The sequence below is a fragment of the Streptomyces sp. NPDC002490 genome, assembly GCF_040296045.1.
Lineage (GTDB): Bacteria > Actinomycetota > Actinomycetes > Streptomycetales > Streptomycetaceae > Streptomyces.
Genome location: NZ_JBEOWM010000088.1, coordinates 1 through 14,371, shown reverse-complemented (window position 1 = coordinate 14,371; position 14,371 = coordinate 1). Strand labels below are relative to the sequence as shown.

Sequence of the window (14,371 nt, the reverse complement as noted above, 5' to 3'; positions counted from 1 at the left end):
GCGCCTGGGCCCGCAACGCCTCGACCGAACGCGCACTCAACACCAGAGGCAACCACCCCACCACCCCCACCGACGACGACCCAACCCCAACCCCAGCCACCGGCTCCTCGGGAGCCTCCTCCAGGATCACGTGCGCGTTCGTCCCGCTGATGCCGAACGACGACACACCAGCCCGCCGAGGCTGCTCACTCCGCCAAACCCGCGCGCGCGTCAACAACTCGACCCGCCCCGCCGACCAGTCCACCTTCGAGGAGGGCTCGTCCACGTGCAGCGTCCTCGGCAGGACCCCGTGACGCATCGCCATCACCATCTTGATGATCCCCGCCACCCCCGCCGCGGCCTGGGTGTGGCCCAGGTTCGACTTGACGGAACCGAGCCAGAGGGGATCGTCCCCGGCACGGTCCTGGCCGTAGGTGGCGAGGAGCGCCTGGGCCTCGATCGGGTCGCCGAGGACGGTGCCGGTGCCGTGCGCCTCCACCACGCCCACATCGGCGGGCCGAAGACCGGCGTCCGTCAACGCAGCGCGGATGACGCGCTGTTGGGAGGGCCCGTTGGGGGCGGTGAGGCTGCTGCTGGCACCGTCCTGGTTCACCGCGGAGCCCCGCACCACCGCGAGCACCCGGTGGCCGTTGCGCCGGGCGTCCGACAAGCGCTCCACCACCAGCACGCCCACCCCCTCGCCCCAACCCGTACCGTCCGCCGCCTCCGCGAAGGGCTTGCACCGGCCGTCCGCGGCGAGCCCCCGCTGCCTGCTGAACTCGGTGAAGGTGTCCGGCGTGGACATGACGGTGACGCCGCCCGCGAGGGCGAGGGTGCATTCGCCGCCCCGTAGCGCCTGGATCGCCCAGTGCAGCGCCACCAGCGACGAGGAGCACGCGGTGTCCACCGTGACCGCCGGACCTTCGAGGCCGAGGACGTAGGAGACGCGGCCGGAGACGACGCTGCCGGAGTTGCCGTTGCCGATGTAGCCGTCCACCTCGTCCGGGATGGTGGTCAAGCGGGAGGCGTAGTCGTGGTACATCACTCCGGCGAAGACGCCGGTGCGGCTGCCGCGCAGGGTGTGCGGGTCGATGCCCGCGCCCTCCAGCGCCTCCCAGGACGCCTCCAGCAGCTGGCGCTGTTGCGGGTCCATGGCCAGTGCCTCGCGGGGGCCGATGCCGAAGAACTCGGCGTCGAACCCGGTGGCGTCGCGGAGGAATCCGCCTTCTCGGGCGTAGGTCTTTCCCGGCCGGTCGGGGTCCGGGTCGTACAACTGCTCGATGTCCCAGCCTCGTTCGGCGGGGAATTCACCGATGCCGTCCCGTTCCGCCGCCAACAGGCGCCACAGTTCGCGGGGCGAGTCGACGCCGCCGGGGTAGCGGCAGCTCATGCCGACGATCGCGATGGGTTCCCGGCCCCTGCGCTCGACCTCACGCAACTGGCGACGCGCTTCCCGAAGGTCAGCCGTCGCCCGCTTGAGGTAGTCGAGAAGCCTCTTCTCGCTTTCCACCCAGGAACCCCCTGAACCCGTTCGGATTGTCCATCCGAACGCTACGGGGCCCTCAATTCGCCTACCACCCGTCGTTCCCCCTAGTCACCCCTACGAACGCCGTCGGTCAGCAGCCCCTATGCAGGCCCCTACCGGATGGGCGAGGGGGTACCGGGCCGTTCTCCGCTCATGACGAACCACGCTCAGCGGTGGGGTGTGGAACTACGTCCCCTAAGGGCTCGTAGGGGCTGCTAGGGGTCTGCCCGACTACCGGTTCCGCTCCGGCGTTCCCTACGTTGAGACTGCGAAACAATCATCCGGGGTGGGGGAACATGGCGTCGAGACCGTCCGTCAAGGGAACTGCCCCTTTCGGCGATTACGGAACCTGGTACCGCGTGACCGGCGACCTGCGCTGCGGGCTGCCGCCGGTGGTCGTCCTGCACGGGGGCCCCGGCAGCACGCACGACTACCTGCTGAGCATGACGGCGCTCGCGGACGCCGGCTGGCCGGTCGTCCACTACGACCAGTTGGGCAACGGCGGCTCGACCAGGCTCCCGGACCGGGGGACGGACTTCTGGACCGTGGAGCTCTTCCGGGACGAGCTGGACAACCTGCTCGGCCACCTGGGCGTCCGTGACGACTACGTCCTGTTCGGGCACTCCTGGGGCGGGATGCTGGCCGCGTCCCACGCCGGGGACCGGCCAGCGGGGCTGCGGGCCCTGGTGATCGCCAACGCGCCGGCGTCGATGCCGTTGTGGCTCAGCGAGATGAAGGTCCTGAAGGCGCGGTTGCCGTCGGACGTGCAGGCGACGCTGTCCCGGCACGAGGCCGCGGGCACCACGGACACCCCGGAGTACTTCGCGGCCATGCGGGTCTTCTACGACCGGCACGTGTGCCGCGTCCTTCCGTGGCCGCGGGACTACCTGGCCACGTTCATGGAGATCAACGACGACCCGACCGTCTACCACACGATGAACGGGCCCAACGAATTCCATGTCATCGGAAGCCTGAAGGACTGGTCCGTCGAAGACGCAATACCGGACGTCGACGTTCCGACGCTGCTTCTGAGCGGGCGTCACGACGAGGCCACCCCGACCACCGTGCAACCGTATTTCGACGGAATCGCGGATGTTCGTTGGGAAGTTTTCGAGGATTCAAGCCACATGCCGCACCTGGAAGAACCGGAACGCTTTCTCGCGGTGCTGAGCGAGTTCCTCCAGGAAATACGGAACGTCGAAATCCAGAGAACTCGTTGATCTGAAGGAAGGGGCGCGCGGATGACCGCTGCCCATGAGGTTCGCGCATATCCGTTCAGCGAACCGAACCGACTCGAACTCGACCCGATGTACGCCGCACTGCGTGCGGCGGAGCCGCTGAGCCGCGTGCAGCTCCCGATCGGTGAACCCGCCTGGTTGGCCACGCGCTACCACGACGTGCGCACGGTGCTGGCCGACCCGCGTTTCAGTCGGGCCATGGCCAGGACCCGGGACCAGCCGCGCACGCACTCCACCGAGAACCTGGACGACGGCCTGGTCGGGATGGACGCGCCGGACCACGCCCGGTTGCGGAAGCTGGTCGCCAAGGCGTTCACGGCCCGCCGGGTGGAGCTGATGCGCTCCGACACCCGGCGGATCGTGGAGGGCCTGGCCGACATCATGGCCGAGCGGGGCGGTCCGTTCGAGATGGTGGACGACTTCGCGATCACCGTGCCGGTGACCGTGATCTCGGAGATGCTGGGCGTGCCGGAGGCGGACCGTGCGAAGCTGCGCGGCTGGTCCGAGGCGATGGTGTCCACCACGGCGCTGCCGTACGAGGAGATCGAGAGCAACGCCAAGGAGTTGTTCGCCTACATAGGCTCGTTGATCGCGGAGCGTCGGCGCGCGCCCACCGACGACCTCCTCGGTGCACTGGTGAAGACCCGCGACGAGGACGGCGACCGGCTCAGCGAGCAGGAGCTGGTCATGAACGTGACCGGCGGGCTGCTCATCACCGGCACCGAGACCACCGCCTCGCAGATCCCCAACTTCCTCTACGCCCTGCTGACCCACCGCGACCAGTGGGAACTGCTGTGCGAGAACCCACAGTTGGTTCCCCAGGCGGTGGAGGAGCTGGTGCGCTGGATTCCGCTGAACTACTCGGCGATGTTCGCCAGGTACGCCCTGGAGGACGTGCAGTTCGGGGACGTCACGGTGCGCAAGGGCGAGCCGGTGCTGGGTGCGGTAGCCTCCGCCAACCGGGACGCCGACGTCTTCGAGAACCCGGACGTGCTGGACCTGACCCGTGCTCACAACCCGCACATCGGCTTCGGTCACGGCCCGCACCACTGTCTGGGGGCGCAGCTGGCCCGCATGGAGCTCCAGAGCGTGCTGAGCGTGCTCATCGAACGCTTCCCGAACCTGGACTTCGTTGACGGCCCGGACGGGGTCGTGTGGAAGCAGGGGATGCTGGTGCGCGGCCCGAAGAGCCTGCGGGTGGTGTGGTGACCGACTGGACCGTCGCCGTCGACAGGACGGTCTGTATCGGCGCCTCGGTGTGCGCCAACTACGCGCCGGGCCTCTTCGAGTTGAGGGCGGGGAAGTCCTGGCCGCGGGCCTCGACCGTCGAGCCGGACGAGGCGACGATCGACGCCGCGGAGACCTGTCCGGTGTCCGCGATCACGGTGCACGAGTCCGCCACCGGCGTCCTGCTCGCCCCGGAGGAGTAGGCCCCCGGGCCCCCCGACCCGTCCGCTCTGCGCGGGACCGGACGCACGCACCGGCAGGCGTACGCCGCCCCTCGTGCGCCGACCGCCCCCGTCACCACTCGTACGCCCCCTGTCTCGAAGGGACCGAGCCATGACCACCGAAGCCCGGACCGGTACAGCGATGATCTTCCCCGGAATGGGGCCGACCCCCTTCTCCGAAGTCGGCAGGTTCATGGTCATCAACCCCTTCGCGCGCAGGCTGGTCGCCGAGGCCGACCGGGTGCTGGGGTACTCGCTCGTCGACCGCTACCGACAGACCGGGGGCGACTACAGCGAGTACGCCCAGGTCGCCTTCATGCTGAACTCCCTGGCGCTGGCGCAGTGGGCGGAACACGCGCTGGGGGTCGAGGCGACCGTGTGCGCCGGGCCCAGCTTCGGCGAGAAGCCCGCGGCGGCGTACTGCGGCGCGCTGGCCCTTCCCGAGGCGGTCCTGGCGACGGCGCGGTTCGCCCGGCTGTTGGACGACTACTTCGGTACCGAGTTCCAGGACCTGGTCACCCACTCGTTCGTCCGGGTGCCCGGGGAGAAGCTGCGCGAGCTGTTCGCGGAGCTCGACGAGCGCGGGGAGGAGTACGAGGTCTCCTGCTACATCGACGACGACTTCCACATGCTGACGCTGCGCGAACGGAACCTCGCCTGGCTGGAGCCCCGGATCCGCTCGTTGGGCGGGCTGTCGCTGTACTCGATGCGGCCCCCCATGCACTGCTCCCTGTTCGGGCGGTTGCGCGAGCGCGCCGAGGAGGAGGTGTTCGGGCCGCTCGACTACGCCGCGCCGCGCCTCCCGCTGGTCGCGGACCAGGACGGCTCGCTGATCACCACCGGAGAGGGGGTGCGCACCATGCTGCTGGACAGCTGTGTGCGTCCGATGCGGTGGCCCGCGGTCGTCGACGCGCTGCGCGGCGCCGGGGTCGGCACCGTGTGCGTGGCGGGCCAGGACACCCTCTTCGGCCGGGTGCGGCGCACGACGGACAACTTCGAGGTCGTGCCGGTCACCCCGCGCTTCGCGCTTCAGCCGAGGCCGCGGCCCGCCCGCGTCTGATCGACGCCGAGCGGGGGCGGACCGTCCCCGCTCCCCCGGCTCCTGGCATCTCATCCCCTGCTCTTTCTCCCGAAGGGAACATCACCATGTGGGACGACAAGTTCGAGCTTCTGCTGCGCGGATTCCTGCCGTTCATCGGTGCCGACGAACCTCTCACCGAGGACGCCACGTTGCGTGACCTGGGGCTCGACTCGCTCGGCACGGTCGAGTTGCTGGCGGCCCTGGAGACCGAGTACGACGTGCGCTTCTACGACGACGCACTCGGCAAGGAGACGTTCCAGACGCCCTCCCTGCTGTGGAAGGTGCTGTCCGGGCTCGTCGCGGAGCGGGTCGGCTGAGTCCGCGTCTCGCCGGGTCGGGAGCGACGAGCGTGAGCATCGGAGGAGGAGCGGTGGCCCCAGCCGGGGAGTTGGCGCTGCACGAGCGCTTTCTGCGCGGAGTCGACCTCGCGCCGCGCAACGAGGCGGTACGGGTCGGCACGCGGTCGATCACCTACGAGCAGGCGCACGAGCGGGCGCTCGTCTGGGCCGGTGCACTGCTCCGGGCGGTGCGCAAGCCGCCCGGCACCGTGGCCGTACTGGCGGAGAAGGGGATCGACGCGTACGTCGGCATCCTCGCCGGCCTGTACGCGGGCGCCGCGGTGGTACCGCTGCAACCGGGGTTCCCCCCGGCACGCACCCGGCGCATGCTCCGCTCGGCGGGGGTGTCCGCGGTGGTCGCCGACGCTGCGGGATGGGCCCAGCTGCCCGAGTTGACGGCGCCGGGCCCGGACGGCGAGCGGTGGCTCGACCCGGACGGTCCCGGTGCACCGCTGCCCGTCCTGGCGCCCGGCTGCCCGCCCGGCGCGCTTCCGGGCCTCGAACGGATCGTGCCCGCGGCGGCGGAGGCCCTCGTCGCCCCGCGCCCGGTGCGGGCCGCGGACACCGCGTACGTGCTGTTCACCTCGGGCTCCACGGGGCGGCCCAAGGGAGTGCCGATCAGCCACGGCAGCGCGGCGCACTACTTCCGCCTCCAGGACGAGCGCTACGACTTCACCCCGGACGACGTCTTCTCGCAGACCTTCGACCTCAACTTCGACTGCGCCCTGTTCGACCTGTTCTGCGCCTGGGGTGCCGGAGCGACCGCGCTGTGGGTGCCGCCGGGCGCGTACCGGGAGTTGCCCGCGTTCGTGGCGGAGCACCGGATGACGGTGTGGTTCTCCACGCCCAGCGCGATCCCGCTGGTGCGCCGCCTCGGCGGGCTGGGTCCGGGTGCGCTGTCCCGGCTGCGGTGGAGCTTCTTCGCCGGTGAGGCGCTGACCTGTCGGGACGCGCGGGACTGGCGGACGGCCGCCCCGAACGGGGAACTGGAGAACCTGTACGGCCCCACCGAGCTGACCATCACGATCGCCGCGCACCGCTGGGCGGGGGCCCGCTCGGAGCGGATCGCGGTGAACGGCGTGGTGCCGATCGGTCGGATCAACGGGGGGCACGAACACCTCCTGCTCGGCGCGGACGGCCGTCCCTCGGCGGACGAGGGCGAACTGTGCGTGACGGGGCCCCAGATGACGCGCGGCTATCTGGACGCCGCGGACGACGCGGGCCGCTTCCTGACGTACGGGGACCGCACCTGGTACCGCACCGGTGACCGGGTCCGCCGGATCGACGACGGCGGCGGGCTCGCCTATTTGGGGCGGCTCGACTCCCAGGTGCAGATCGCCGGTTGGCGGGTCGAACTGTCGGAGGTCGACCACGCGCTGCGCGGCTGCGAGGGCGTGACGGAGGCGGTCACGGTGGACGTGGTCGGCGCGGCCGGCACCGAACTCGTCGTGTTCTACACCGGGCGCGAGGTGTCCGCCGCGACCTTCGCCCGGCAGCTCCACCGGATCCTGCCGACGGGGATGACGCCACGGCACTACTGGCACGTGGAGGCGTTCCCGCTCAACTCCAACCGGAAGACCGACCGCGGCGCGTTGCGGGCGCGCGCCGCCGAGCGGCTGGGTGCCCGCCCGTAGGAGCAGCTCCGAAGACCGCCGGCGTCGCCGGCGGCTCCGGCGACATCCGCACCTCGACGATGCGACAGGAGACGAGCGTTGGACAGCACCTCCGGCGCGGTGCACGGGGACCCCGTGCCCGGCCACCTTCACGGCGACCTGGTCCACCACCTGCTGGACGAGGCGGTGGCGTCCGCGCCCTCCTCGGCGGCGGTCAGCGACGCCGACGGACGATGGAGCTACACCCGTCTGGACGAGTACAGCCGCGCCTTCGCCGACTGGCTCGCGGCGCGGGGCCTCGGTCCGGGTGACCGGTTGGTCGTGCAGCTCCCGACCAACCGGGAACTCACCGCCCTGTTCTACGGGGCGTCCCGACGCGGTGTCGTGTTCGTGCCGCTCAACCCGAACATGAAGCCGTTCCACCTGCGTTCGGTACTGGAGAACGCGGAGCCCGCGCTCGTCGTCTGCGCCGAGGGGCGGCAGGGGGCGTTCGACGGCATCGCGGAGGTGCCGGTGCACCCGTTCGGCGGGGTGTGGAGCGAGGTGGAGAAGATCGCCGCCCGGGGCCCGCGTCCCGATGCGGCCGTCGACGTGACGCCCGACGCGCCCGCGGTCCTCGTCTACACCTCCGGCAGCACCGCGGCGCCGAAGGCGGTGGTCTGCCCGCACGCGCAGATCACCTTCGCCACCCGCGCCATGGTCGAGGTGCTCGGCTACCGCTCCGACGACGTGGTGTTCTGCCGCTTCCCGATGTCCTGGGACTACGGGCTGTACAAGGTCCTGATGTGCGCGGTGGGCCGGAGCGAGATCAGGCTGGCCGACGGCGAGTCCGACCTGTGGCTGCTGAGCGCGATCCGGGACAGCGGGGCGACGATCGTCCCCATCGTGCCCTCGCTCGCCACCATGATCGCCACGTTGACCCGGCGTCTGGAGGGGCCCGCGCCACGGGTGCGGATGTTCACCAACACCGGCGCCGCCCTGCCCCAGTCGACGATCGACACGCTGCGCGCGGCCTTCCCCGGGGTCCGGGTGGTGCGGCAGTTCGGTCAGACCGAGTGCAAGCGGGTCAGCATCATGCCGCCGGAGGAGGACCGGGAGCGGCCCGACTCGGTGGGCCTGCCGCTGCCCGGCACCCGGGTGCTGGTCCTGGGCGAGGACGGGGAGCCTGTGCCCGTGGGAGAGTCCGGGGAGATCGTCGTGGTCGGACCGCACGTGATGCCCGGCTACTGGCGCAACCCCGAGGTCAGCGCCCGCGCCTTCCGCCGCCACGGGCCCTCCGGCGAGCACCGACTGCACACCGGTGACTACGGCCGCCTCGACGAGGACGGCTACCTGTACTTCCAGGGCCGGCGCGACGACATGTTCAAGCGCAAGGGCATCCGGATGAGCACCATCGAGATCGAGTCGGCCGCGATGGACGTTCCCGGGGTGCGGCAGGCCGCGGCGCTGCCGCCCACCGAGAAGCACGATCTGGCGTTGTTCGTGGAGTCGGAGCTGGCCCCGGCCGTGGTGCTGCGGGAGTTGGCGGCCCGCCTCGAACCGCAGAAGGTCCCCGCCGTCTGCCGCGTGCTCGCCGAGTTCCCCCTGACCCTGCACGGCAAGAGCGAGAAGAAGCAGCTCGCCGAGTTGCTCGACGGGAGCGAGAAGTGACCCGGTACACCGAACTGGCCGAGCGGTACGGGACCCCGCTGTACGTGTACGACCTGGACCGGGTCGCGGCGGCGCGACAGGACCTGCTGGACGCGCTGCCCGAACCGTTCAGCCTCTTCAGCGCCGTCAAGGCCAACCCGCACCCGGAGGTCCTGCGGGTGCTCGCCGAAGGCGACGGGCGCGCGTGCCGCGCCGAGATCAGCTCGCTGGGCGAGCTGGCGGCGGCCCTGGAGGCCGGTTTCGATCCGGCCGGCATCCTGTACACGGGGCCCGGCAAGACCGACGGCGAACTGCACGGGGCCCTCGCCGCCGGGGTGGGCCTGTTCTCCGTGGAGTCCCCGACCGATCTGGAGCACGTGGGCGCGGCGGCGGTGGCGCGGGGCACCGAGGCCGACTGCCTGTTGCGGATCAACAGCGCCTCGGCCAGCGCCGCCACCAGCATCAGGATGACGGGCCGGCCCTCGCAGTTCGGCATCGACGCGGAGACCCTGGGCGAGGTGCTGCCCCGGCTGCGGGCGGTGGCGGGCACCCGGCTGGTGGGCGCGCACTTCTTTCCGCTGAGCAACGCCTCGGACGAGGACAGTCTGGTCGAGGAGTTCCGCAGCACCCTGTCGGTGGCGGCGCGCCTGGAGCGCGAGCACGGGCTGCCGCTGCGGTTCGTGGACATCGGCGGCGGGTTCGCGGCACCCTACGCGGTGCCTGGTGAACGGCCGGTCTACGAGAAGCTGCGCGAGCGGCTGGAGGAGGCGCTCGACGGGACGTTCCCGCGGTGGCGGGAGGGCTCGGTGCGCTTCGCGTGCGAGTCCGGCCGCTATCTGGTGGGCGACAGCGGGTCGCTGCTGACCCGGGTCGTCAACGTCAAGGAGAGCCGCGGCCGCACGTTCGTCATCCTGGACGCCGGGATCAACACCTTCGGCGGCATGTCGGGGCTGGGCCGGCTGCTGCCGGTCGCGGTGCAGCCGGAGGGGCCGGAGCAGGCCGCGCGGATCGCGGACGGCACGGGTCTGAGCGCCAGCCTGGTGGGACCGCTGTGCACCCCTGGCGACGTGCTGGGACGGCAGGTGGACCTGCCGGACGTGCGCGTCGGCGACCTCCTCACGATCCCCAACGCGGGCGCGTACGGACCCACCGCGAGCCTGCTGATGTTCCTGGGGCGTCCGGCACCCGCCGAGGTACTGGTGCGCGGGGGCGCGGTGGTGTCGGCGACCCGGATCGAACACCGCAGGGTCGAGGTGGCTCCCTCCGGCGACCGGCAGCCGGTCGATGGAGGGCCGGCATGACACCTTCCGCACGGGGGCTGGCGCGAGCGGACCGGGAGGCGGGCGCCCCGGGCGTCCGGGACGCCGCCCGGACCGCGCGCCGCGGGGAGACCGTCCTGGTGAGCTCTCTGGCGTCCGACTCGCACACCTGGAACCTGGTCTTCCTGCAACTGCTCATCGAGGAGCACGGTTACGACGTGGTCAACCTGGGCCCGTGCGTGCCCGATGACCTGCTGATCCGGGAGTGCCTGGAGCGTCCGCCCGCCATGCTCGTGCTCAGCAGCGTCAACGGGCACGGCTACCAGGACGGTCTGCGCCTCATCGGCAAGCTGCGCGCAGAGGACCGGCTCACGACCCTGCCGACGGTGATCGGCGGAAAGCTCGGCATCACGGGCGGCGAGGACGGCGGGCACGCGGCGGAGCTGATCGCCGCGGGCTTCGACAGCGTCTTCGAGGACGGCGCGCAGGAGATCTCCGCCTTCCGGCGCTTCATCGAGCGCGCACCCCGGAGAGAACTGTCGTGAGTGATCGTTTCACCACAGGGTCGGACGGGGCGGCCCCACCGGCCGTTCGTCCCGGTCCGGGCGACCGGGCCGGGGCGGCCCGGCCGCCCGTCGCCCCCGCGCCCGCCGGCAGAGCCGGTCCACCGGTGGGGGACTTCGGCGCGTTCGTGCGCCGGGCACGGCGGGCCGGGCGTCTCGTCGTACAGCCCCGCATGGGCTTCGGCGACCCCGGGACGATGCGCGCGGGCCTGCTCGCCACCCGGGACGCGGAGGCCACCACCGTGGGCACGCTCACGCTGGACAGCTACACCCGGGTGGGGGACCTCGCCGCAGTGGAGACGGCGTTGCGGGAGGGCATCGGCATCAACGGCTTCCCCATCGTCAACCATGACGTGGACACCACCCGATCGTTGCTGCACGGCATCCACGCGGACGACTTCCCCATCCAGGTGCGGCACGGCTCCGCGGCGCCGTTCGACATCTTCGTCGCCCTGCTGCGGGCCGGGCTGAGCGCCTCCGAGGGCGGCCCGGTCTCGTACTGCCTGCCCTACGGACGCACCCCCCTCGACGAGTCGATGCGCGCCTGGGAACGGAGCACCGCCCTGCTCGCGGAGTCCCGGGCGGGTGGCGTCCGACCGCATCTGGAGACCTTCGGCGGCTGCATGCTGGGCCAACTGTGCCCGCCCAGCATGCTGGTCGCCGTCAGCGTCCTCGAAGCGCTGTTCTTCCACCGCCTCGGCATCGACGACATCTCCGTCAGCTACGCCCAGCAGACCAACGGCGCACAGGACCGCGAGGCGGTGTTCGCGCTGCGCAGACTGTGCGCGGAGTTGTTGCCGGACGCCGACTGGCACGTGGTGATCTACGCCTACATGGGCGTCTACCCCACCACTCCCGAGGGCTGCCTCCGGCTGCTCGGGCGGGCCGCTGAACTGGCGGTGGACACCGGCTCCGAACGGCTGATCGTGAAGACCGTCATGGAGTCCCGCCGCATCCCCACGATCGCGGAGAACGTCCAGGCGCTCGAACACGCCGACCGGGTGGCCCGCGCCGGCACCCCCGCGTCCCCCGTGGCCTCCCCGGCCGACGGGGCGGCCCGGGACTCGCAGACGTACGCCGAGGCGCATGCGCTCGTCGACGCGGTGCTGAACAGCCACCCCGACCTGGGCCGCGCACTGCTGCTCGCGTTCAAGCGCGGCCACCTGGACATCCCCTACTGCCTGCACCCGGACAACGCGGGCCGCTGCCGCAGCTACATCGACGGGGACGGTTGGCTGCGCTGGGCCGACACCGGTTCGCTGCCCATCGCGGGCTCCGCGAGCGGCCCCGGCGTCCGCCCCGTCACCTCGTCCGAGCTGCTCGAAGCCCTCTCCTACGTCCAGCGCGGCCACGACCGGCCGGCGCTGTCCGCGGAGCCCCCGCCGTCCTGACGCCCGCGGGACCGCCGGGTCCCCGTCCGACCGTTGCTGCCGTGTTCCTCGCCCGGAATTCCCTTTGGAGTGCACCGAATGACCGAGTCCGAGAACGTTCCTTCCGAGTCCGGTGGCGAGCCGAGGACGTCCGGGACGTCAGGGTCCGTCCTGGCCGAGCGGCTCGCCGGGCTGACCCCCGTCGAACAGGAGCGCGCGGTCCTGGAGATCGTGCACGAACAGACCGTCGCGGCCCTGCGTCGGGCCCGTCCCGACACCGCGGACTCGATCGACACCGCCAGCCCCTTCCTCGACCTGGGCTTCGACTCGATGTCGTCGGTGGACCTGCACGCCCGTCTCGTCGCCGCCACGGGCGTCGCCCTGCCGATCACCGTGGTCTACGACCACCCCACCCCGGTCGAGTTGAGCCGCTTCGTGCGCGGCCGGGCCCTCGGCATCGCGCCCGAGCCGGTCGCGATCACCGCTGCGCGGACGGTCCGCGACGACGACGAGCCGATCGCCATCGTGGGCATCGGTTGCCACTACCCCGGCGGCATCGACTCGCCCGAGGCGTTCTGGGAGGTGATGGCCGAGGGCCGGGAAGTGCTCGGCGACTTCCCCACCGACCGCGGCTGGGACATCCCCGGCATGTTCGACCCCGATCCCGACCGGCCGGGCAAGTCGTACGTCGACAAGGGCGGCTTCCTGGCCGGCGCGACCGAGTTCGACGCCGACTTCTTCAAGATCAGTCCGCGTGAGGCGCTGGCGATGGACCCGCAGCAGCGGCTGATCCTGGAGACCTCCTGGGAAGCACTGGAACGCGCGGGCATCAACCCGGCCTCGCTGCGCGGCAGTCGCACCGCGGTGTTCTTCGGCGCCGAGGTGCACGAGTACGGCACCCGCGTCCACCAGGCCCCGGTGGGCCTCGACGGCTACCTGATGACCGGCAACGCACCGAGCGTGGTGTCCGGCCGCGTCTCCTACGCCCTCGGCCTGGAAGGCCCGGCGGTGACGGTGGACACCGCCTGCTCGGGCTCGATCGTCTCCCTGCACCTGGCGGTGCGGGCGCTGCGCGACGACGAGTGCACGCTCGCCCTGGTCGGCGGGGTCGCCGTGATGGGCAGCCCCGGCATGTTCACGGCGTTCAGCAGGCAGCGCGGCCTCGCCCCGGACGGCCGCTGCAAGGCGTTCTCCGAGGCCGCGGACGGCACCGGCTTCGCCGAGGGCGCCGGTGTCTTCGTCATGGAGCGGCTCTCGGACGCCCGGCGCAACGGGCACCCGGTGCTCGCGGTGGTGCGCGGCTCCGCGGTCAACCAGGACGGCGCCAGCAACGGCCTCACCGCCCCCAACGGCCCCTCCCAACAGCGACTGATCCTCCAGGCCCTCGCCGACGCGGGACTGCGCCCGGCCGACGTCGACGCCGTCGACGCACACGGCACCGGCACCAAGCTCGGTGACCCGATCGAGGCCCAGGCGATCCTCGCCACCTACGGCCAGGACCGCCCCGAGGACCGACCGCTGTGGCTCGGTTCGGCCAAGTCCAACCTGGGGCACACCCAGGCCGCCGGCGGCGCGGCCAGCGTGATCAAGATGGTGCTCGCCATGCGGCACGGCACGCTGCCCAGGACCCTGCATGTGAACGCCCCGAGCCCGCACGTCGATTGGTCTGCGGGACGGGTGGAACTGCTCACCGAAGCCAGGCCGTGGGACACCCCGGACGGCAGGCCGCGGCGGGCGGGAGTATCCGCCTTCGGCATCAGCGGGACGAACGCGCACGTCATCATCGAGGAGCCGCCCCCCGTCCGCGAAGAGGCCCCGGAACGCCCGGACGCCGGCTCCATCGCGCCGCCGCTGGTGCTCAGCGCCCGTACCGAGGAGGCCCTGAAGGCCCAGGCGCGCGGCGTGTTGGAGCTCCTGGAGCCCGATGACGCCCCCGACCTCGCGGACGTGGCCGTGGCACTCGCGACCACCCGGGCCGAGCTCGACCACCGCGCGGTGGTGCCGGCGGTCGGGCGCGAGGAGGCCCTTGCGGGACTGCGGGCCCTGGCCGAAGGAGTCGAGGCGCCGGGCAACGTCCGGGGCCGGGTGTCCGGCGGCCGGCTCGCGTTCCTGTTCACCGGTCAGGGTGCGCAACGGCTGGGCATGGGGCGTGGGTTGGCGGAGGCGTTCCCGGTGTTCGCGGAGGCGCTGGACGAGGTGTGCGGGCACCTCGACCTCCAGCTCGATCCCCCCTTGCGGGAGGTGATGTTCGCGGCGGAGGGTTCGGACGAGGCCGCCCTGCTGGACCGTACGGAGTTTGCGCAGCCGGCGTTGTTCGCCATCGAAGTG

At 71.8% G+C, this 14,371-nt stretch carries 12 protein-coding genes; 11 read left to right on the top strand and 1 reads right to left on the bottom strand.

All coding sequences use genetic code 11. From position 1 onward, the window contains the following. On the bottom strand, positions 1 to 1,489 hold a 1,489-nt coding region (locus ABT092_RS30125; RefSeq protein WP_351249539.1), incomplete at its 3' end, for a type I polyketide synthase. 311 nt (positions 1,490 to 1,800) lie between these two features. Between ABT092_RS30125 and ABT092_RS30120 the strand changes: the two genes are divergently transcribed. The 11 genes from ABT092_RS30120 to ABT092_RS30070 all read left to right on the top strand — a co-directional run. Then, the gene (locus ABT092_RS30120; RefSeq protein ID WP_351249537.1) at positions 1,801 to 2,724 is read left to right on the top strand and encodes a proline iminopeptidase-family hydrolase; all 924 of its coding nucleotides are present in this window, start codon (positions 1,801 to 1,803) and stop codon (positions 2,722 to 2,724) included. A gap of 21 nt (positions 2,725 to 2,745) precedes the next feature. Next, positions 2,746 to 3,951, top strand: coding sequence for a cytochrome P450 (locus ABT092_RS30115; protein WP_351249535.1), 1,206 nt, complete (start codon positions 2,746 to 2,748; stop codon positions 3,949 to 3,951). Next, positions 3,948 to 4,172 carry a ferredoxin gene (locus ABT092_RS30110; protein WP_351249533.1) on the top strand — a complete coding sequence of 75 codons (225 nt, stop codon included), beginning with the start codon at positions 3,948 to 3,950 and terminating at the stop codon, positions 4,170 to 4,172. Before ABT092_RS30115 ends, ABT092_RS30110 begins: the two co-directional genes overlap by 4 nt. Before the next feature lie 130 nt (positions 4,173 to 4,302). Next, positions 4,303 to 5,250 (top strand): ACP S-malonyltransferase, encoded by a 948-nt coding sequence (locus ABT092_RS30105; protein ID WP_351249531.1) that lies wholly within the window; start codon positions 4,303 to 4,305, stop codon positions 5,248 to 5,250. An 86-nt stretch (positions 5,251 to 5,336) separates the two neighbouring features. Further along, positions 5,337 to 5,588 (top strand): phosphopantetheine-binding protein, encoded by a 252-nt coding sequence (locus tag ABT092_RS30100; RefSeq protein ID WP_351249529.1) that lies wholly within the window; start codon positions 5,337 to 5,339, stop codon positions 5,586 to 5,588. A 53-nt stretch (positions 5,589 to 5,641) separates the two neighbouring features. Next, positions 5,642 to 7,243, top strand: coding sequence for an AMP-binding protein (locus ABT092_RS30095; RefSeq protein WP_351249527.1), 1,602 nt, complete (start codon positions 5,642 to 5,644; stop codon positions 7,241 to 7,243). Between the two features lie 99 nt (positions 7,244 to 7,342). Next, a complete protein-coding gene (locus ABT092_RS30090) occupies positions 7,343 to 8,872 on the top strand; it encodes an AMP-binding protein (RefSeq protein ID WP_502968537.1) in 1,530 nt (509 codons plus the stop codon). Further along, positions 8,869 to 10,152, top strand: a complete 1,284-nt coding sequence (locus ABT092_RS30085; protein ID WP_351249525.1) for a type III PLP-dependent enzyme domain-containing protein — start codon at positions 8,869 to 8,871, stop codon at positions 10,150 to 10,152. The genes ABT092_RS30090 and ABT092_RS30085 overlap by 4 nt, the downstream gene beginning before the upstream one ends. Beyond that, a complete protein-coding gene (locus ABT092_RS30080) occupies positions 10,149 to 10,655 on the top strand; it encodes a cobalamin B12-binding domain-containing protein (protein WP_351249523.1) in 507 nt (168 codons plus the stop codon). Before ABT092_RS30085 ends, ABT092_RS30080 begins: the two co-directional genes overlap by 4 nt. Before the next feature lie 125 nt (positions 10,656 to 10,780). Next, the gene (locus ABT092_RS30075; RefSeq protein WP_351249521.1) at positions 10,781 to 12,064 is read left to right on the top strand and encodes a methylaspartate mutase; all 1,284 of its coding nucleotides are present in this window, start codon (positions 10,781 to 10,783) and stop codon (positions 12,062 to 12,064) included. Positions 12,065 to 12,133: 69 nt separating this feature from the next. Continuing rightward, positions 12,134 to 14,371: type I polyketide synthase (locus ABT092_RS30070; RefSeq protein ID WP_351249519.1), on the top strand; the 2,238-nt coding region annotated here is incomplete at its 3' end.

What these genes read in the sequence shown, in the direction of transcription:
- ABT092_RS30080 (WP_351249523.1), top strand. Translation starts at nt 10,149, where the DNA reads ATGACACCTTCCGCACGGGGGCTGGCGCGAGCGGACCGGGAGGCGGGC.
- ABT092_RS30120 (WP_351249537.1), top strand. Translation starts at nt 1,801, where the DNA reads ATGGCGTCGAGACCGTCCGTCAAGGGAACTGCCCCTTTCGGCGATTAC.
- ABT092_RS30115 (WP_351249535.1), top strand. Translation starts at nt 2,746, where the DNA reads ATGACCGCTGCCCATGAGGTTCGCGCATATCCGTTCAGCGAACCGAAC.
- ABT092_RS30105 (WP_351249531.1), top strand. Translation starts at nt 4,303, where the DNA reads ATGACCACCGAAGCCCGGACCGGTACAGCGATGATCTTCCCCGGAATG.
- ABT092_RS30100 (WP_351249529.1), top strand. Translation starts at nt 5,337, where the DNA reads ATGTGGGACGACAAGTTCGAGCTTCTGCTGCGCGGATTCCTGCCGTTC.